Below are 17,863 nucleotides of genomic sequence, written 5' to 3' on the forward strand. Positions count from 1 at the left end.
GCCCCGTACTCCGAGGAGTACGGGGCCACCGCCGTCGTCGTTCCGTCCGACCCGGGCACACGGCCCGGGGACGCTCAGCGGAGCCGGGCCATGAGCGCGTGTTCGACCAGGGTGATCAGGCCGCTCTTGGCGTCGGCGCGGTGCCGGGCGTCGGTCGTGATGATCGGGGTGTCGGGGCCGATCTGGAGCGCCTCACGGACCTCGTCGGGGGTGTAGGGCTGGTGTCCGTCGAAGCCGTTGAGGGCGATGACGAACGGGAGACCCGAGTTCTCGAAGTAGTCGACCGCGGGGAAGCAGTCGGCGAGGCGGCGGGTGTCGACGAGGACGACGGCGCCGATGGCACCGCGCACCAGGTCGTCCCACATGAACCAGAAACGGTCCTGTCCGGGCGTACCGAACAGGTAGAGGATCAGGTCCTGGTCAAGGGTGATACGGCCGAAGTCCATGGCCACCGTGGTGGTGGTCTTGTCTCCGGTGTGGGTGAGGTCGTCGATGCCGGCGGAGGCGCTGGTCATGACGGCTTCGGTACGCAGCGGGTTGATCTCCGAGACGGCGCCGACGAACGTGGTCTTGCCCACGCCGAATCCGCCCGCCACCACGATCTTCGCGCTGGTGGTTGAGCGGGCTGCACCGCCGCTAGAGCTTGCGAAGTCCACTGAGCACCCTTTCGAGCAGTGTCACATCTGGTTGGCCCCCGGCGGTCTCGTCGCCGCCGGGTTGGTGAATGGCGACAAGTCCGGCCTCCGCCAGGTCGGCTACGAGGATCCGGGCGACGCCAAGAGGGATGGAGAGCAGTGCCGAAATCTCGGCGACCGATTTGATCTCGAAACAGAGCCGGCAGATCCGCTGGTGCTCGGGCAACTGCCCTTGCAGCCTGGACGGATCGGCCGTCGTGCTGACCAGTGCCTCGATGGCGAGCTGGTACCGCGGCCGCGTCCGGCCGCCGGTCATGGCGTACGGACGGACCAACGGGTTGTGCGCGGTCTGCTCCGGCTCCTGGTGGCGCCTCGGCTGCACCGGCTGGATCCGGGGCGTCCGCTGACCGTACGAGGGTTGCTGTCCGTACGGCTGTTGCTGCCCCTGCCCGTACGGTTGCTGCTGTCCGTACGGCTGTTGCTGTCCCTGACCGTACGACTGCTGTTCCCCGTACGGCTGTTGGGACTGCTGGTAGGGCTGCTGCTGTGGATGATACGGCTGCCCGCCGCCGTCCCACTGCCCGCCCTGACCGTCGTTCCCGCCCGGTGCGGAGGGGGAGTTGAAGTGGTTCCGGGCACGCTCACCCGGGACCTGTCGGCCACCCTCATAAGGATGTCCGCCTGTGGGTGTTGCCACCGTTTCCTCCTCCGACTCCGGTCGTCGGTTTCTGTTCTGTGGAGCCGCGCCACCGAACCCTATGGTGCGATGGCGCGAAACGCACTGTCTGTCTGTTAGTTGAGAAGACTTCCCTGGAGTTCGGCGCGCAGGTCCGGCGTGAGCACCGTCCCCGCCCGGTCGACGAGCAGAGCCATTTCGTAACCCACCAGGCCGATGTCGGCCTCGGGGTGCGCGAGGACGGCCAGCGAGGAGCCGTCGGAGATCGACATGAGGAAGAGGAACCCGCGGTCCATCTCCACGACGGTCTGGGTGACGGCACCGCCCTCGAAGATCCTGGAGGCCCCGGCGGTCAGCGAGGTCAGGCCCGAGGCCACGGCCGCGAGTTGGTCGGCGCGGTCGCGAGGGAAGCCCTCGGACATGGCAAGCAGGAGTCCGTCGGCGGAGACCACCACGGTGTGGGACACCCCGGGGGTGTGCTCCACGAAGTTGGTGATCAACCAGTTGAGATTCTGCGCCGCCTGGCTCATCGGGCTCACACTAACGCTCCTGGTTGTAGGTACTGCCCGGGCCTCGACCCGGTCCGTTCGTATCCGTCCCCGTTGTTCCCGCGTTGCCCGCCCCCGCGTTGCGGCCCCGTTGGACGCCGCGCCGCAGGTTGCTCAGCCTGCCACGTACATCCTCCGGCGCGCGCGAGACCTGGGGGCCGTTCTGCGGCGTCTGCTCCGCGGTTCCCTCGATCAGGTTGGCCTTGGGAACGCGCCTCGGGAGTCCCGACGGGGTGATCCCGCCGGCCTTCGGCTCGCGGAGTTTCTCGGCCCGCTGCCAACGGTCGTCGTTGGTCGAACGCCAGTCGTCCGGGGCGCTCGCGTCGCTCCGTCCGTTCTGCGGCAGCGGGGCTGTCGGTGTGTACGTCTCGTCGGTCCCGTTCGTCTGCGGTGTCTCGGCGGGCCCTGCCTGCTGGTCGGGAGCCTGGGAAGCCTGAGCCGGCTTCTTCGGCGTGGTCGCCGACGGAGAGGTCCCACCGAACAGGTCGGTCCCGCCGCCGACGTTTCCGTTCGACTGCCCGTCGTCCCCGCCGGTGGACTGCCACGACTTCGGCTTCGGCTGCGAGATGCTGCCACGGCGCGGCAGTCCCGCTCCCGTGAGCGTGTGGCTGGTGCTCGGCGAGGGCCCCGGGCGTTCGAATTCTACGCGCTCCGGAGTGTCCGCCGCAGCGCCATCGGACGATTCCGATTCGGTCCCCGCGTCCGGCTGGTACCCACCCTGGTAGCCATTTTGGTCGCCCCAGGCACCCTGGTCGGCCCCCGGGGCGAAGAGGTTGTCGTAGCCCGCCCCGTCCTGCCGGGGAGCCTCGTAGGCCCCTTCCGTATAGGTGCCGCCCAGCGGGTCCTGCTGCGCCGGGTAGCCGTCGGGCGTCCCGTAACCGTCGGCCGTGCCCGTCGGGTAGCCGTCGGGGGTGGCGTACGCGTCGTACCCGGCGCCCTCGTAGGACTGTCCGGCCTCGGACGTGCCTCCCGCGGCCGGGTAGCCGTTCTGGTCGTACGAGGCCTCCTGCGGCGCGTAGCGGCCGTCGGTCTCCTCGCGGTACTGCCCGTCGACCTGGTCGCCGTAGAGCGGCTGCTCGCCCCCGGGCAGGGCCGGGGCGGCGCCGTTGGCCCCGCCCAGCGCCGCGCGGCGCTCGTCGCGCATCAGGGAGCGGTTCACGGGGTCGAGACTGCGCGGATTCGCCGCCCCGGCCCCCGCCGTCTCGTCGTACCGGGAGTCGTCGAAGCCGAGTTCGGCCGCCGTCAGCATGGGCGTCGACGACGCCTGCGACTCCGGCTCGAAGGCCGCGGCCTGCTGCTCCGGAATGATCTGGGAGACCGTGAAGTCGGTGGGCGCGGGCTGCTCGCCGCCGCCTCCGTGGGTGATCGCGTCCGGGAGCATGACCAGCGACGTGGTGCCCGCCTGCTCGCCCGAGGGGCGCAGCTGCACGCGGATGCCGTGCCGGTCGGCCAGCCGGCCGACCACGAAGAGGCCCATGCGCTGGGACACCGCGGCGTCCACGGTGGGCGGGTTGGCCAGCTTGTGGTTGATGTCCGCGAAGTCCTCGGCGGTGAGGCCGATGCCCTTGTCGTGGATCTCGATCATCACGCGGCCGTCGGGCAGCCGGGTCGCGGTCACCCGCACCTTGGTCTGCGGCGAGGAGAAGGTGGTGGCGTTCTCCAGCAGCTCGGCGAGCAGGTGCACGAGGTCCGTCACGGCCTGGCCGTGGATGTCGGTCTCGGGCACCCCGCTCAGCTCGATGCGCTCGTAGGACTCCACCTCGGAGGAGGCCGCGCGCAGCACGTCGACCAGCGGCACCGGCTGGTTCCAGCGGCGGCCCGGCTCCTCACCGGCGAGGACCAGCAGGTTCTCGCCGTTACGGCGCATACGCGTCGCGAGGTGGTCCAGCTTGAAGAGGTTCTCCAGCTGCTCGGGCTCGGCCTCGTTGTTCTCCAGCTCCGTGATCAGGGTCAACTGGCCCTCGATCAGGGACTGGTTGCGCCGCGAGAGATTGGTGAAGATCGCGTTGACGTTGCCCCGCAGCATGGCCTGCTCGGCGGCGAGCCTGACGGCCTCGCGGTGCACCTGGTCGAAGGCCCGCGCGACCTCGCCGATCTCGTCCCTGGAGTCGATCGGGATGGGCTGGACACGGGTGTCGACGCGTCCGGGCTCGGTACGGGAGAGCTGGTCGACCAGCATCGGCAGCCGCTGCTCGGCGATGCCGAAGGCGGCCGTACGGAGCCGGCGCATGGCCCGGCTCATCTGCCGCGCCATCATGCCGGCCAGCACGAAGGCGGCCAGCAGGGCGATCACGACGATCGCGCCGTTGATGATCGCGTCGTTCCTGGCGTCGTCCGAGATCTGCGCGGCGTCGCCGACGGCGTTGTCGACCAGGTCCTTCTCGATGATCGTGTAGCCGTCGAACTTGGCGGTGGTCGCGGCCATCCACGCCGTGGGCGTGACGCCGCGCTCCTCCAGCTGCGAGGGGGTGTCGCCGGTGGCGATCGCGGCGACCATGCCGTCGACCACCGAGCCCTCCTGGGCCGGCGGCGCGATGAACTTCTGGCCCGCCGCCGCGGCCTGCTGCCGCGCCGCCGCGAGCTTCTTCGCGCCCTCGGCGGTCTTGTCCGCCATGACCTTCTGGAGCTTGGCGGTGTCCGCGTCGGTGCCGCCGGAGACGTACTCGCCGATGGCGATGTCCTCCAGGTAGGCGTACGAGGAGAACGCGATCGACTGGCCCGACCGGACGGCCGGCTTCTCGCTCGGCCGCACCAGCAGGTGCAGACCGATGGAGCGCTGGAGCGAGCTGGCGGCCTTGGCGAGCTGGATGGCGTAGACCGTACGGCCGTAACTGGTGATGTTGCCGGTGCCGAGGCCCAGTTCGTTGGAGAACTCCATGAGGGAGTGCTGCACCAGCACGTAGCCCTCTTCGGTCGCCACGGGGCCGCCGTTGCGGCCGGTCTTGTCGGGCGTCTCCACGCCCGCCGTGTACGCCGTCTTACGGATCGCGTCCAGCTTGGGCTCCTCCGCGCGGAAGAGCCGCAGACGGCGCTCCAGGCCCTCGTCCTTCGGCAGGGACGTGACTGCGCGGTCGAACGTGGCCTTCGCGGCGTCCGTGGCCGCCCTGGCGTCCACGACGACCTTGTCGTCGCGCTTGTTCGTCAGCAGCGGCTGGGCGGTGAGGTCGCGCTCGTTGAGCAGGGCCTGGCCGTACTCGGACGCGGCCCGCACCACGAGGGCGGTCCGCTCGGCGTCCTGCGCCTCCTGCCAGGTGTCGATGGAGCCCTTGACCTGGAAGCCGCCCATGACGAGGCCGACGAGCACGGGTATGAGGAGAATCGCGTTGAGCCGGGTCGGTACCCGCCAGTTACGTGGGGACAGCCGGCTGGTGCTGCCCGGTACCGGGGGCTTCCCGGGCGTATCCGCAGGCGGCGCCGCTGTACGCCGCGGCGGGGTGAAGTTACCCCGCGCCGCCTGCTCCGCGGAGCTCGCTGTCCTACGCCTCACTCGACCAACAACCTCTCGGCGTCGGCACCTACGTTGTGCCGTTTTTCGTATCGGTCCGCACTACTCGGGAGTTCATCGAATTCCAGCACGTGAGGCGGTCCCGTTCCAAACAGTGGGAATCAGCCATTCCGAGTGGTCCATACCTCAGATAAAACGGGCATAAAGAACGAGGCCCGCCAAAAGGCGAGTGCGATGTGAGCACAGCGATACCAGCCGAACGCGTCGAGTGTTCGATCGGCGTGAATTCTCTTTCGAAATGTTATGAACACCGGTGTGGGCTATGTCAAAAGACACAGCCCACACCGGTCGGCGCTACGGCAACTGCCGTACGGATTCGTCTACTTGAGCCGGGCCATCAGTGCGTGTTCGACCAGCGTGATCAGGCCGCTCTTGGCGTCGGCGCGGTGCCGGGCGTCGGTCGTGATGATCGGTGCGTCCGGGCCGATCTGGAGCGCCTCGCGTACTTCCTCCGGAGTGTAGGGCTGGTGTCCGTCGAAGCCGTTGAGGGCGATGACGAACGGAAGTCCGGAATTCTCGAAGTAGTCGACCGCCGGGAAGCAGTCGGCGAGACGGCGGGTGTCGACGAGGACCACAGCGCCGATCGCGCCGCGCACCAGGTCGTCCCACATGAACCAGAAACGGTCCTGTCCGGGCGTACCGAACAGATACAGGATCAGGTCCTGGTCGAGAGTGATACGGCCGAAGTCCATCGCCACCGTGGTGGTGGTCTTGTCCCCCGTGTGAGTGAGGTCGTCGATGCCGGCGGAAGCGCTGGTCATGACGGCTTCGGTACGCAGCGGGTTGATCTCCGAGACGGCCCCGACGAACGTGGTCTTGCCCACGCCGAACCCACCAGCCACCACGATCTTCGCGGAGGTGGTCGATCGTGCCGCTCCGCCGCTAGAGCTTGCGAAGTCCACTGAGCACCCTTTCGAGCAGTGTCACATCCGGCGTGCCGCCGGCCTCTCCGTTACCCGGCTGGTGGATGGCCACCATGCCTGCCTCGGCCAGGTCGGCCACGAGGATGCGCGCCACACCGAGCGGCATGGACAGCAGTGCCGACACCTCGGCGACAGACTTCACCTCGCGGCAGAGATGGCAGATCCGCTGGTGCTCGGGGAGCAGCCCTGCGAGATGCGCCGGATCGGCCGTCGTGCTGACCAGTGCCTCGATGGCGAGCTGGTACCGCGGCCGCGTCCGGCCGCCGGTCATGGCGTACGGACGAACCAGCGGCTGGTCGCCCTCATGTCCGTAGGACGCGTCGACTGAGGCGCCGTACGGATCGTGAGAGGCGGGTGGCGGGGTCATGAATCCTCCGGGCGTGACAGCAAGATGTCTGCGTGCCGTCTGACTGGGCCGGGGTGGGGCCGGTTGGCGGCCGGACGGTGGATGGCTCTGGGGGCGATACCTGGAAGCCTCAGTGGAGCAGGCTCCCCTGGAGCTCGGCGCGCAGGTCCGGTGTCAGCACCGTTCCCGCCCGGTCGACCAGGAGGGCCATCTCGTAGCCCACGAGGCCGATGTCGCAGTCGGGGTGTGCGAGCACCGCGAGTGAGGAGCCGTCGGAGACGGACATGAGGAAGAGGAATCCGCGGTCCATCTCCACGACGGTCTGGGTCACAGGCCCGCCCTCGAAGATCCGGGAAGCTCCCGCGGTCAGCGAGGTCAGACCCGAAGCGACGGCCGCCAGTTGATCGGCACGGTCACGCGGGAAACCCTCGGACATGGCCAGCAGCAGGCCGTCGGCGGATACGACCACTGTGTGGGACACCCCGGGGGTGTTGTCCACAAAGTTGGTGATCAACCAGTTCAGATTCTGCGCCGCCTGGCTCATCGGACTCAACTAACGCTCCTGCTGGTGAGAGGGGCCGAGGTTGAAACTGCCGGTCGTCGAGCTGTCGGCGGTACGGCCGCCGGCCTGACGACCCTGCTGAATACCCCGGCGAAGGTTGGTCAGCCGGCCGCGTACGTCATCCGGCGAACGCGAGACCTGCGGACCGGTCTGGTTGCTCTGCTCCTGAGCGGTTCCGGGCACCAGGTTGGCACGCGGGACCCGCCGAGGCAGACCTGAGGTGGTGATTCCGCCCGCGGCGGGCTTCTTGACCCGCTCGGCCTGGCGTACCAGCTCGTCATTGGGTGACGTGCGCCAGGAGGACGTGACGGCGCCGTTGCCGTTGTTGCCGCCGTTCGCCGGCTGACGTTGCGGCATCGGGGGAGGGGACGCCGGCCGTTCCGGCATCCCCTGTGGGGACTGCTGCGTGAAGTTTCCCGGCTGGAACGGCTGCTGCTCGGGCGCCGCCGGTACGCCGGGCACCTCGGGCTGCGCGGGGCGGCCGGGGCCGCCGTTCTGCTGCCCGTGGAACCAGTTCGTCTCCAGCGTGTCGAACAGCGGCGTACGCCCGTCGCCCGGACCGGCCGGCGGCAGGGCCTCCGGCTGGGGCTGCTGCGGGAGCGCGCCGACCGGCGGACGCGGGGCGCCGAAGTCGGCCCCGTTCGGGCCGTTCTGGCCGAAGCCGGGACGGTCCTGGCCGCCCTGCCGGCCCTGGTCCGCGCCCGGACGACCTTGTCCGGGCGGCGGGTTCTGGCCGAAGAGATCGGAGTTCTGGGAGCCCGGCGCGGCGGACGGCTCCGGGGGACGGGGCGCGTTGAAGTCCGGCCGGGGGAACTGCTCAGTGGCCCCGACGCCCTGGCCCTGACCCTGCCAACCGGCGTTCACGTCGCCCGAGTTGGGGAGGGGGTGGGAGCCGGTGTCGCCGTATCCGCTGCCGCCGCCGATACCGCCGGGGCCGCTGCCGCGGTCCGGCCTCGGGCCGTTGAAGTCGGGACGCGCGAACTCGGCGGTGGAGCCGGGGCCGGGGCCCTGGCCCGCCCCTGCCGACGGCATCGGGAACTGACCGGTGTTCTCGGGCTCCTCGTGGCCGCGCGGCGAGTCCGGCGAGAACCGCCCCGCCGGGGGCTGCTGCCCCGTGCCCCAGGTCGTCGTCGCACTGGTCCCCGGACGCTGCGGGCGCTGCGGCGGCGGGGTGCCCCCCGGCAGCTCGGCGCGCGGTCCGCCGGGCGGCGGGAGCTGACGGCCGCGGTCGACGGGCGGCGGCCCACCGGCCGGCCCCGTCGCACCCTGCGGGAACCCGCCGCGGTCGCGGTTGCCGGGGCCACCGCGTCCGTTCGGGCTGGAGAGGCTCTGACCGGGCCGGGCGAGCCGGCCACCGGCCTGCGGCACCGGACCCGACGGCTGACCGGGGCCCGCCTGCCCGCCCTGACGGCCCTGCTGCTCGCGGGGGCTCGTACCGAAGAGGCTCGGCTGTCCCGATCCCGATCCCTGGCCGGGTCCCTGTCGCTGCGGGTCCTGCGGCGGACCGGACTGCGGCCTGGTGGGCAGACCGCTCTGCATCCCGTTCCTGGCCGGCAGCGCGGCACGCGGCCCCGTACCGGCGCCGACCTGGCCACGCGAGGGCGGACCGGCGAGACGTCCGGCGCCCCCCGCGGTGCTCTCGCGGGCGGCGGCGCCACCCGCGAGTCCCGCGGCGATACCGGACTGCTGGCCGCCGCCGAGGCCGCCGGGCTGCTGTCCGCCCGCGCCGTTCTGCGCGCCGGCGCCGGGGCGCGGCGGCATCTTCTTGCCGCCGTTGGCGACATCGACGGGGAGCATGACCAGCGCGGTCGTGCCGCCGGAGTCGGAGGGACGCAGCTGGATCCTGATGCCGTGACGCAGCGAGAGCCGGCCGACCACGAACAGACCCATACGGCGCGAGACCGAGACGTCCACGGTGGGCGGCGACGCCAGCCGTTCGTTGATCGCCGCCAGGTCCTCGGGCGACAGACCGATACCGGTGTCGTGGATCTCGACGAGCACGCGCCCGTCGGGCAGCGCGTGACCGGTGACGCGGACCTTGGTCTGCGGCGAGGAGAACGACGTCGCGTTCTCCAGCAGCTCGGCGAGCAGGTGCACGAGGTCGTTGACGACGCGTCCCGCGACCTCGGTCGTGGGCACCGAGGCCAGTTCGATCCGCTCGTACTGCTCCACCTCGGAGGCCGCGGCACGGAGCACGTCGACCAGCGGGACGGGGCGGGTCCAGCGGCGGCCCGGCTCCTCACCGGCGAGGACCAGGAGGTTCTCACCGTTACGGCGCATACGGGTCGCGAGGTGGTCCAGCTTGAAGAGCGAGGACAGCTGGTCCGGGTCCGCCTCACGGGACTCGAGCTCGGAGATCAGCGACAGCTGACGCTGGATCAGGCCCTGGCTGCGGCGCGAGAGGTTGGTGAACATCGCGTTGACGTTGCCCCGCAGCAGCGCCTGCTCGGCGGCCAGTCGGACGGCCTCGCGGTGCACGTCGTCGAAGGCCGCGGCGACCTTTCCGATCTCGTCCCTGGAGTGCACACCGACCGACTCGACGGAGGTGTCCACGTCCTGCGGGTCGGAGTCGGAGAGCTGCTTGACCAGCTCGGGCAGCCGGTCCTGGGCGACCTTGGTGGCCGTCTCCTGGAGGCGCCGCAGCGAGCGGATCATGGAGCGGGCGACGACGAAGGCGCCGACCAGCGAGACGCCGAGGACGACGAGGATCAGCGCACCGTTGATGAGCGCGTCCTGCTGGGACTTCTCCTTCAGCTGGCGCGCCTTGTTCTCCATCTCACCCAGCAGTGTCTGCTCGATGATGTTCATCGCGTTGATCTTGGCGGACGCCTGGTCGGTCCAGTCCAGGTACGAGCGGTTGGGCCGCCCCTCCAGACCGCCGGAGATACCGAGGACCCGCTGCGCGTACTCGTCGGCGGCGTTGATCTCCGGGTTGCCCTTGCCGCTGAGCGGCGCCGTCAGCTCCTCGGCGTTGCCGCCCATCGACTCGTACAGCGCGTCGAAGGAGGCGAGGGCGTTGTCGCCCTTGGTGGCCGCGGCCAGACCGTAGAGGCGGTCGTTCTCGTTGAGATCGCCCTTGACCTTCGGGTCGGCGGGGAGCGCGGAGGCGATGATCGCGCGCTGGATCGACGCGTACTCCTTGGCGGAGGAGAAGGCCGCCAGGGCGCGCGTGCGCTTGATCATGTCCGGGTTGCTGGTCGCCTGCGCCATGTCCTGGGAGAGGCTCAGCAGCGAGTCGATGAGACCGCTGTAGGCGTCGACCGTCAGGGAGTGCGTGGCGTCGGTGTCGTACGCGTCCTTGCGGATCTCCTGGATCTTGTTGACCTGGGTGGCGATCTGGCTGACGTTGGCGCGGATCGACTCGAGCGCCTGGTCGCCGTCGGTGTTCCCGATGTCGACGGTGGCGCCGAGGAATGCCTTCTTGGCCCGGTCCGTCTTCGTACGACGGTCCTGGACCTTGAAGTCGTTGGGGTTCGCGCCGTTGGTCAGCGGACCTGCCGACTCGTCACGCTCCGCCTGGAGCGCGGCGGCGAGGCTGGTCGCCTCCTTGGTCATCTTGGTCAGCAGCTGCATGTGCTCCAGCTGCTCCATGTCGTTCATGGACTCGTTGATACGGAGTCCGCCCAGCGTGGTGGCCGCGACCACCGGCAGCGTGAGCAGTGCCACGAGACGGGTGCTGATGCGCCAGTTGCGCAGGGCTATTCGCGAACCGGCGTCTGTCGACACCGACTTGGGCGCGCTGTCCGGGGCTTCGCCACCGGGCGCCGCACCGGTCTTGGCACCCCGGTCCCCACCCTCGCCGGCCGGACCCGGGCCCGGGTTCTGGGTGTGCTGGGGCGAGGAGCCGCGGTCGGTTCCGCCACGGGGCTCCTGCTCCGCCGCAGCGCTGCTATCCCTCTTGAAACGTCCCTGCACTAGCGTCGCAACCTCTGGACCAGGCGTCCCCCCGCGGAACGGGCGGGACGGTGTCGGCGTCGTGGAGCACAGAGTGCGCTCCAAGGTGGTCGTTGAGTGACCGGCGATGCTCCCCTTCCCCGCATGCCACTCGGCGCCGCGTCGCGCCCTTACGCGCCGTCCTGAAGAACCCGCGGCGGTGCGTGGAATTTCAGCACAGAGCAGGATCTCCAACAAGGGCCGCGTACCTGGCTGTGACCTGCGTGACACGTTGTGAGTGGCGGGTGACGATCGGTAGAAGGTGTTCGGGGAGGAAAAGGACTTCCCGGAACGAGTCCCTCAGGGGTGCGGGGTGCCCCAGTCCTGATGATCAGGAGCGGAATGGCATGTTCGATTACGGGATGACCGTTTTCACCGGTCTCGACCACTGTCCGTGATGGGCGATATGCCCGGCAGGTCGTGAGCAAACTCACATGGGAGTCGGTGCAGCGTCCGGGCTTTCACGGGGAATCACGTGTTTAGCCTGACGCTTTACAGAGATGGCACATTCGACAAGCGGCGCTCCCGGGCACCCGTATCGCGACAAGGGCTGAAGACAACCGATGAAGATGACGAAGATCTTCCGCAACACCGCCAACCCCCGCCGCACGACGCTGGCGAACCTCGACGACGCCGGGGAGCTCCTCCCGCCCGTCCAGCAGGAGCACGCGGTCGACCTGCCGGTCCGCACGGCCAACCCGCGCCGTACGACGCTGATCGACGCCCCCGTCGCACAGTAGGGCACGCCCCACGGCGGCCACGCACCGCGTCGGCCGCCGCCCCCCACCGCGCCAGGGCCTAATCTGGGACGTCAGTCTCAGTCAGCCAGCCAGCAGCAAAGTGAGGGGCGACAGCAACCCGTGCGCATCGCCAGATTCTCCATCGACGGCAATGTCGCCTTCGGCGCGGTCGAGGAGGACGGCACCGGCGGTACGGCCGCCGGCCTCGTCCTCGACATCATCAAGGGCATTCCGTACACCGACTTCGAGCTCTCCGGCACCAAGGTGCCACTGAGCAAGGTCAGGCTGCTCCCGCCCGTGCTGCCCAACAAGGTCGTGGCCGTGGGCCGCAACTACGCGGCGCACGCGGCGGAGCTGGGCAACGAGGTGCCCGAGGCACCGATCACCTTCTTCAAGCCCACCACGTCGGTGATCGGCTCCGGTGACGCGGTCGAGTACCCCTCCTTCTCCTCGGACGTCCAGTACGAGGCCGAACTGGCCGTCGTCATCGGCCGTCTGTGCCGCGAGGTCCCCCGCGAGCGCGTCAAGGACGTGATCTTCGGGTTCACCTGCGCGAACGACGTCACCGCGCGCGACACCCAGCAGCGCGAGAAGCAGTGGGCCCGCGCCAAGGGCTTCGACACGTCCTGCCCGCTCGGCCCCTGGGTGGAGACCTCCATCGGTCTGCCGGCGGTCCGCGACGGCCTCGCCGTGCAGTGCACCGTCAACGGCGAGCAGCGCCAACTGGGCAGCACCCGCGACATGATCCGCTCCGTCGAGGACCTCGTCGTGCACATCACCGAGGCCATGACGCTGCTCCCGGGCGACGTCATCCTCACGGGCACCCCCGCGGGGGTCGGCCCCCTCAACGTCGGCGACGAGGTCGCCGTCACCATCGAAGGCATCGGCACTCTCACCAACAAGGTGATCAAGCGTGGTTAACGCGACCGTCCGCGTACGTTTCTGTCCCTCGCCGACCGGCAACCCCCACGTGGGCCTGGTCCGCACCGCCCTCTTCAACTGGGCGTTCGCCCGCCACCACGGCGGCACCCTGGTCCTGCGCATCGAGGACACCGACGCCGCCCGCGACTCCGAGGAGTCGTACGAGGCGCTGCTCGACTCGCTGCGCTGGCTGGGGCTCGACTGGGACGAGGGCCCCGAGGTCGGCGGTACGCACGCGCCGTACCGCCAGTCGCGGCGGATGGACATCTACCGGGACATCGCCGACAAGCTGCTCGCCGCCGGCCACGCGTACCACTGCTACTGCACCACCGAGGAGCTGGAGGCGCGCCGCGACGCCGCGCGCGCCGCGGGCCGCCCCTCCGGTTACGACGGCCACTGCCGCGACCTCACGCCCGAGCAGAAGGCGGCGTACGAGGCGGAGGGCCGCACCTCCATCGTGCGCTTCCGGATGCCCGACGAGCCGATCACCTTCACGGACCTGGTCCGCGGCGAGCTGACGTTCACGCCGGAGAACGTGCCCGACTACGGCATCGTCCGCGCCAACGGGGCGCCCCTCTACACCCTCGTCAACCCCGTCGACGACGCGCTGATGGAGATCACGCACGTGCTGCGCGGCGAGGACCTGCTCTCCTCCACGCCCCGTCAGATCGCGCTCTACCAGGCGCTGATGGGGCTGGGCGTCACCCACTTCGTACCGCAGTTCGGGCATCTGCCGTATGTGATGGGCGAGGGCAACAAGAAGCTCTCCAAGCGTGACCCGCAGGCCTCGCTCAACCTCTACCGCGAGCGCGGCTTCCTGCCCGACGGGCTGCTCAACTACCTGTCCCTGCTGGGCTGGTCGTTCTCGGCGGACCAGGACGTCTTCTCCCGTGCGGAGATGGTCGGCGCCTTCGAGATCACCGACGTCAACGCCAACCCGGCGCGCTTCGACCTGAAGAAGGCCGAGGCGATCAACGCCGACCACATCCGGCAACTGGACGTGAAGACCTTCATGGAGGCCTGCGCGCCCTGGCTGCGGGCCCCGTACGCCAACTGGGCGCCCGAGGACTTCGACCAGGCGGCCTTCGAGGCGATCGCCCCGTACGCGCAGACCCGGGTGACGGTGCTGTCCGACATCACCGCCAACGTGGACTTCCTCTTCCTCGACGAGCCGGTCGAGGACGAGGCGTCCTGGGCGAAGGCGATGAAGGGCGAGCCGGCGGCGCTGCTCACCACGGCCCGCGCGAAGCTGGCGGACGCCGACTGGTCGAGCGCCGACTCCCTGAAGAACGCGGTCCTCGCGGCGGGCGAGGAGCACGGCCTCAAGCTCGGCAAGGCCCAGGCCCCGGTCCGCGTCGCGGTCACGGGCCGCACGGTGGGCCTGCCGCTGTTCGAGTCCCTGGAAATCCTGGGCAGGACCCGCACACTGCGCCGCATCGACGCGACGCTGACGAAGCTGACGGCGTAGGCGGCGGGGGTACGGCGGCTCGGGGGCTGCGCCGCCGTACCCCCGGGGTCGCGATCATTCAGAGTGCGACGAGATCGACCACGTTGATCACGACATGCCGGTTCGACACGACGTAGGTCACGAAGCCTCCGGCGAACGCCGCCGACCAGCTGTTGTCCCGGTTGCTCGTCGCGGGCGGCCCGTACGGGTTGATCGCCAGCCGTTTCTCCAGAGCGGACAACGCGACGAGCGGAGGCCCGCTCAGGGCGGCCCTGCGACGGGCCGCGCGCTCCGCGTAGCGGATCGCGTACACGCTCATCCCCGTTCCCCCGCGTCCACCGGGTTGTTGTCGGCGTCGTAGGCGTCGCCTTCCGTGTCCCGGAAGACCATGCCCTCGGTGTCGCCCTCCGTCATCCGCTTGATCGTGTGCTCCACGTCGTCCAGATATCCCGGAGTCGCACAGGCGCAGGCGAAGGGGAACCACTTGTCCACCACCCCGGCCAGCGCCGCCTGATCGAAGTCGGCCGCCGCGCTCAGCCAGTCCTGTTCGAAGCCGCTCAGCCAGTCGGGGCGCCGCTGGAGCGCCGCGCGTACGGCGTCGGGGGTTCTCTCACATGCTTCCGGGTCCACTTCGGTGACCATGGTCAACTCCCTCGGCGGGTGCGGCGGACGGGAGCGCAATGCTAGGGCCTCACCGGGCTCGGGCCGCGGCGCGGACGGCTTTCCCACCCGCACGGGGGAGGCCGGCCCCGGTACCGTCGGGGTATGCCGATCCGCGCCGTCGTCTGGGACATCGACGACACCCTCTTCGACTACACCACCGCCGACCGCGCCGGTATGCGGCTGCATCTCGCCGCCGAGGGGATCACCCACCGCTACGGCACCGTCGACCGCGCGCTCAGCCACTGGCGCGAGATCACGGACCTCCAGTGGCTGCGGTTCGCGGAGGGCGGGACGACCTTCCTGGGACAGCGCCGCGACCGCGTCAGGCAGTTCCTCGGCACGGAGGCGCTGAGCGACACCGACGCCGACGCCTGGTTCGACCGCTACGTCGCGCACTACGAGGCGGCCTGGAAGCTCTTCCCCGACGCCCTCGCCGCGCTGGATTCGCTGGCCCCCGACTACCGCCAGGCCGTCCTGTCCAATTCGAGCATCCGCAACCAGGACCGCAAACTCCGCGTCCTCGGCGTACGGGACTACTTCGAGGCCGTCCTCTGCGCCGCCGAGCTCGGTGTCTCCAAGCCCGACGCCGCCGCCTTCCACGCGGCCTGCGACGCCCTGGAACTCGACCCCTCCGAGGTCGCCTACGTGGGGAACGAACCGGACATCGACGCCGGCGGCGCCACCGCCGCCGGACTGGCCGGAGTCTGGCTCGACCGGGACGGACTCGGCGGCCGTCCCGAGCTCGTGACGATCACCGATCTGGACCGGCTCCCCGCCCTGCTGCGCGGTGATACCCGTTTTGGAGCGCCGTCCCGCATCGGGTAATGTTCTTCCTGCGCCACCCCAGAGACCGCAAGGTCTGGCCGGAAGGCGCAAAACCCAAACAAAACCCCCATACCGGGGGTTGAGTTTTGGTGGGCTATGGTGTAATTGGCAGCACGACGGTTTCTGGTTCCGTTAGTCTAGGTTCGAGTCCTGGTAGCCCAGCGCAGAGTTCTTCTGCAATGCCCCCGTTGTGTAGCGGCCTAGCACGCCGCCCTCTCAAGGCGGTAGCGCCGGTTCGAATCCGGTCGGGGGTACAGATCCTTCTCTCCGATTTCTTCGGGTCGCACCCGGACATGTCGATGCAGGATCGCTAGGGCCCCCGTTGTGTAGCGGCCTAGCACGCCGCCCTCTCAAGGCGGTAGCGCCGGTTCGAATCCGGTCGGGGGTACGCAGAACGCAAGGCTGAACCACCCTTGGGCTATGGTGTAATTGGCAACACGACGGTTTCTGGTTCCGTTGTTCTAGGTTCGAGTCCTGGTAGCCCAGCTCAACGCTTCACCTGCTGGCCCCCGTTGTGTAGCGGCCTAGCACGCCGCCCTCTCAAGGCGGTAGCGCCGGTTCGAATCCGGTCGGGGGTACGTGACGACGAGGCCCTCCGCGAAAGCGGAGGGCCTTTTCTCTGTCTCCGGGCCCGAGCCCGTCCCCGGAGCCGTTCGCCCGGACCCGCTCAACTCCCGGGACTGTAGCGCCGCTTGGACTCCTCCGCCTCCGCCAGTCGGCGCAGGCTGAGCAGCACCGGCTCGTACAGCACGGTGAGCGCCACCGCCGCCTCCACCTGCTCGTACGGGTCCCCGTACCGCTCCATCATGTCGATGTCGGTGACGCCGAGTTGGTCGGCGAGCCGCCCGTACGGCAGCAGGTCCGTCAGCTCGCACGGGTAACCGGTACGGGACAGCCCCGCGATCGCGCCCACCAGGACGCGGTACGCGGACTCAGCGGCGCCCGCCGCCAACGCGTGCGTCCAGCCCAGCTCCTCGAACAGCTCGTCGGCCCGGCGCCGCGCGGCCTCCGTCTCCTCGTCCAGCTCTCCGGAGTCGAAGGCGGCGTCCAGCGCCCCGTCGTTCGGCAGTGCCCTGATCGCGGAGCCCAGGCGCTGGTGGTGGTCGATCGTCTCGTCCTCGATGGCTGTGAGGACCTCGCGCGCGGTGGCGACCGGCATCCGGCCCACCTGGATCAACGCGCGGACGAGCCGCAGCCGCCGCAGGTGTTCGTCGTCGTACGTGGACTGCGTGGCGGTGACCCGGTGGCCGGGCCGGAGCAGTCCCTCCCGCAGGTAGTACTTGATCGTGGCGGTGGGGACCCCACTGCGCTCGCTCAGCTCCGCCATCCGCATACCGCTTGCACCTTCCATTGGAGAGTGTCACTATCTAATCATGGATAGTGGCACTCTCCAATGGAGATGCCGCCCGGGCGCCGCCGTCGCGCGGCCGTAACCAAGGGGGATCGTCATGCCCACCCAACTGATCGACGGCCGGATGACCGCGGACGCCAAGGGCGACGTCGTCGTCTTCCTCATCGGGATGCGCATCAACAACTTCCGTGCCCTGCGCAGCTGGTGGCCGGTCTTCACGGCCATGCCGAGGATGCTCAAGGAGCTGTCGCGGGACAAGGACAGCGGACTGATCGGCTTCCAGCCGCTGCTGGGCCTCCCGAGGGTGATGTACGTCGTCCAGTACTGGGACTCGAAGGAGAAGCTGTTCGCCTACGCCTCCGCGCAGGACGGGGAGCACCGCCCCGCCTGGGCGGAGTTCAACCGGCGGCTGCGTGCCGGCAAGGGCAAGGTGGGTTTCTGGCACGAGACGTACGTCGTCCCGGCGGGGTCGTACGAGAGCGTCTACATCAACATGCCGGCGTTCGGTCTCGGCGCGGCCACGGAGGTCGTCCCGGTGGGCCGTCGCGGCGAACGGGCGGCGGACCGCCTCGGCGCCTGACCGCGACCGTCCACCGAGCGGCGTGGACCGCGTCGACGCCGCGATTGTTTCCCGCGACGCCATGGCCTCCCGGGCCCGGCGAACTCCCCGCACTCCGTCAACTCCCCGAACACGGGGCCGGAGTTGGGGAGTTTCGCGGCGCCGGTGAGTAGCTTGAGCGGCCGGGCGACGGCGGCGCCGTTCCCGCCCACGGCTGGCCCGCGCCCGC

General features: G+C 69.8%; 16 protein-coding genes and 5 tRNA genes. 10 read left to right on the forward strand and 11 right to left on the reverse strand.

Going from position 1 to position 17,863, the window contains the following annotated elements:
• Positions 1-74: 74 nt before the first annotated feature.
• The 8 genes from ACFWU9_RS34170 to ACFWU9_RS34205 all read right to left on the reverse strand — a co-directional run bounded on the left by ACFWU9_RS34170 (position 75) and on the right by ACFWU9_RS34205 (position 11,110).
• Positions 75-656 carry an ATP/GTP-binding protein gene (locus tag ACFWU9_RS34170; RefSeq protein WP_031229389.1) on the reverse strand — a complete coding sequence of 194 codons (582 nt, stop codon included), beginning with the start codon at positions 654-656 and terminating at the stop codon, positions 75-77.
• Positions 637-1,332 carry a DUF742 domain-containing protein gene (locus ACFWU9_RS34175; protein ID WP_384324977.1) on the reverse strand — a complete coding sequence of 232 codons (696 nt, stop codon included), beginning with the start codon at positions 1,330-1,332 and terminating at the stop codon, positions 637-639. Before ACFWU9_RS34175 ends, ACFWU9_RS34170 begins: the two co-directional genes overlap by 20 nt.
• A 95-nt stretch (positions 1,333-1,427) precedes the next feature.
• Entirely contained in the window at positions 1,428-1,841 is a 414-nt protein-coding gene (locus ACFWU9_RS34180) for a roadblock/LC7 domain-containing protein (protein ID WP_189105601.1), read from the reverse strand.
• Between the two features lie 10 nt (positions 1,842-1,851).
• On the reverse strand, positions 1,852-5,346 hold the full coding sequence (locus ACFWU9_RS34185; RefSeq protein WP_384324978.1) for a nitrate- and nitrite sensing domain-containing protein: 3,495 nt from the start codon (positions 5,344-5,346) through the stop codon (positions 1,852-1,854).
• A gap of 338 nt (positions 5,347-5,684) precedes the next feature.
• Positions 5,685-6,266 carry an ATP/GTP-binding protein gene (locus ACFWU9_RS34190; RefSeq protein ID WP_078074889.1) on the reverse strand — a complete coding sequence of 194 codons (582 nt, stop codon included), beginning with the start codon at positions 6,264-6,266 and terminating at the stop codon, positions 5,685-5,687.
• Positions 6,247-6,654, reverse strand: a complete 408-nt coding sequence (locus ACFWU9_RS34195; protein ID WP_189105262.1) for a DUF742 domain-containing protein — start codon at positions 6,652-6,654, stop codon at positions 6,247-6,249. Before ACFWU9_RS34195 ends, ACFWU9_RS34190 begins: the two co-directional genes overlap by 20 nt.
• Positions 6,655-6,763: 109 nt before the next feature.
• Positions 6,764-7,177 (reverse strand): roadblock/LC7 domain-containing protein, encoded by a 414-nt coding sequence (locus tag ACFWU9_RS34200; RefSeq protein WP_023538416.1) that lies wholly within the window; start codon positions 7,175-7,177, stop codon positions 6,764-6,766.
• 9 nt (positions 7,178-7,186) lie between these two features.
• On the reverse strand, positions 7,187-11,110 hold the full coding sequence (locus ACFWU9_RS34205) for a nitrate- and nitrite sensing domain-containing protein (protein ID WP_384324979.1): 3,924 nt from the start codon (positions 11,108-11,110) through the stop codon (positions 7,187-7,189).
• Positions 11,111-11,691: 581 nt separating this feature from the next.
• Here ACFWU9_RS34205 and ACFWU9_RS34210 point away from each other — a divergent pair.
• The 3 genes from ACFWU9_RS34210 to gltX all read left to right on the forward strand — a co-directional run bounded on the left by ACFWU9_RS34210 (position 11,692) and on the right by gltX (position 14,257).
• Positions 11,692-11,868 (forward strand): hypothetical protein, encoded by a 177-nt coding sequence (locus ACFWU9_RS34210; RefSeq protein ID WP_384324980.1) that lies wholly within the window; start codon positions 11,692-11,694, stop codon positions 11,866-11,868.
• A gap of 120 nt (positions 11,869-11,988) precedes the next feature.
• Positions 11,989-12,789, forward strand: a complete 801-nt coding sequence (locus ACFWU9_RS34215) for a fumarylacetoacetate hydrolase family protein (protein WP_384324981.1) — start codon at positions 11,989-11,991, stop codon at positions 12,787-12,789.
• On the forward strand, positions 12,782-14,257 hold the full coding sequence (gene gltX, locus ACFWU9_RS34220) for a glutamate--tRNA ligase (RefSeq protein WP_384324982.1): 1,476 nt from the start codon (positions 12,782-12,784) through the stop codon (positions 14,255-14,257). Before ACFWU9_RS34215 ends, gltX begins: the two co-directional genes overlap by 8 nt.
• Positions 14,258-14,315: 58 nt before the next feature.
• Here gltX and ACFWU9_RS34225 read toward each other — a convergent pair whose 3' ends face one another.
• Both ACFWU9_RS34225 and ACFWU9_RS34230 read right to left on the reverse strand, forming a co-directional pair.
• A complete protein-coding gene (locus tag ACFWU9_RS34225; protein WP_384324983.1) occupies positions 14,316-14,555 on the reverse strand; it encodes a hypothetical protein in 240 nt (79 codons plus the stop codon).
• A complete protein-coding gene (locus ACFWU9_RS34230) occupies positions 14,552-14,878 on the reverse strand; it encodes a DUF6247 family protein (protein WP_384324984.1) in 327 nt (108 codons plus the stop codon). Before ACFWU9_RS34230 ends, ACFWU9_RS34225 begins: the two co-directional genes overlap by 4 nt.
• A gap of 123 nt (positions 14,879-15,001) precedes the next feature.
• Here ACFWU9_RS34230 and ACFWU9_RS34235 point away from each other — a divergent pair, with 123 nt between their 5' ends.
• From ACFWU9_RS34235 to ACFWU9_RS34260, 6 genes are all read left to right on the forward strand, one after another.
• Complete coding sequence (locus tag ACFWU9_RS34235; RefSeq protein WP_384324985.1) at positions 15,002-15,724, forward strand: HAD family hydrolase; 723 nt, start codon at positions 15,002-15,004, stop codon at positions 15,722-15,724.
• A 90-nt stretch (positions 15,725-15,814) separates the two neighbouring features.
• A tRNA-Gln gene (locus tag ACFWU9_RS34240) sits at positions 15,815-15,886 on the forward strand.
• 19 nt (positions 15,887-15,905) lie between these two features.
• A tRNA-Glu gene (locus ACFWU9_RS34245) sits at positions 15,906-15,978 on the forward strand.
• A 61-nt stretch (positions 15,979-16,039) separates the two neighbouring features.
• Positions 16,040-16,112: transfer RNA gene (locus ACFWU9_RS34250), tRNA-Glu, on the forward strand.
• A gap of 26 nt (positions 16,113-16,138) precedes the next feature.
• Positions 16,139-16,210: transfer RNA gene (locus ACFWU9_RS34255), tRNA-Gln, on the forward strand.
• A 19-nt stretch (positions 16,211-16,229) separates the two neighbouring features.
• Positions 16,230-16,302: transfer RNA gene (locus ACFWU9_RS34260), tRNA-Glu, on the forward strand.
• 89 nt (positions 16,303-16,391) lie between these two features.
• Here the strand turns inward: ACFWU9_RS34260 and ACFWU9_RS34265 are convergent.
• Complete coding sequence (locus ACFWU9_RS34265) at positions 16,392-17,057, reverse strand: MerR family transcriptional regulator (RefSeq protein ID WP_384324986.1); 666 nt, start codon at positions 17,055-17,057, stop codon at positions 16,392-16,394.
• Positions 17,058-17,172: 115 nt separating this feature from the next.
• On the opposite strand from ACFWU9_RS34265, the gene ACFWU9_RS34270 reads away from it, so the two are divergent.
• Positions 17,173-17,655 (forward strand): DUF4188 domain-containing protein, encoded by a 483-nt coding sequence (locus ACFWU9_RS34270; protein ID WP_384324987.1) that lies wholly within the window; start codon positions 17,173-17,175, stop codon positions 17,653-17,655.
• The last annotated feature ends 208 nt before the right edge of the window (positions 17,656-17,863 follow it).

The sequence above is a fragment of the Streptomyces sp. NPDC058653 genome, from assembly GCF_042716895.1.
Taxonomy (GTDB): Bacteria; Actinomycetota; Actinomycetes; order Streptomycetales; family Streptomycetaceae; genus Streptomyces.

Excerpts from the sequence above, each read along its gene's own strand:
- ACFWU9_RS34195 (WP_189105262.1), bottom strand. The coding sequence starts at position 6,654 with ATGACCCCGCCACCCGCCTCTCACGATCCGTACGGCGCCTCAGTCGAC.
- ACFWU9_RS34200 (WP_023538416.1), bottom strand. The coding sequence starts at position 7,177 with ATGAGCCAGGCGGCGCAGAATCTGAACTGGTTGATCACCAACTTTGTG.
- ACFWU9_RS34225 (WP_384324983.1), bottom strand. The coding sequence starts at position 14,555 with ATGAGCGTGTACGCGATCCGCTACGCGGAGCGCGCGGCCCGTCGCAGG.
- ACFWU9_RS34270 (WP_384324987.1), top strand. The coding sequence starts at position 17,173 with ATGCCCACCCAACTGATCGACGGCCGGATGACCGCGGACGCCAAGGGC.
- ACFWU9_RS34210 (WP_384324980.1), top strand. The coding sequence starts at position 11,692 with ATGAAGATGACGAAGATCTTCCGCAACACCGCCAACCCCCGCCGCACG.
- ACFWU9_RS34180 (WP_189105601.1), bottom strand. The coding sequence starts at position 1,841 with ATGAGCCAGGCGGCGCAGAATCTCAACTGGTTGATCACCAACTTCGTG.
- ACFWU9_RS34235 (WP_384324985.1), top strand. The coding sequence starts at position 15,002 with ATGCCGATCCGCGCCGTCGTCTGGGACATCGACGACACCCTCTTCGAC.
- ACFWU9_RS34265 (WP_384324986.1), bottom strand. The coding sequence starts at position 17,057 with ATGCGGATGGCGGAGCTGAGCGAGCGCAGTGGGGTCCCCACCGCCACG.
- ACFWU9_RS34230 (WP_384324984.1), bottom strand. The coding sequence starts at position 14,878 with ATGGTCACCGAAGTGGACCCGGAAGCATGTGAGAGAACCCCCGACGCC.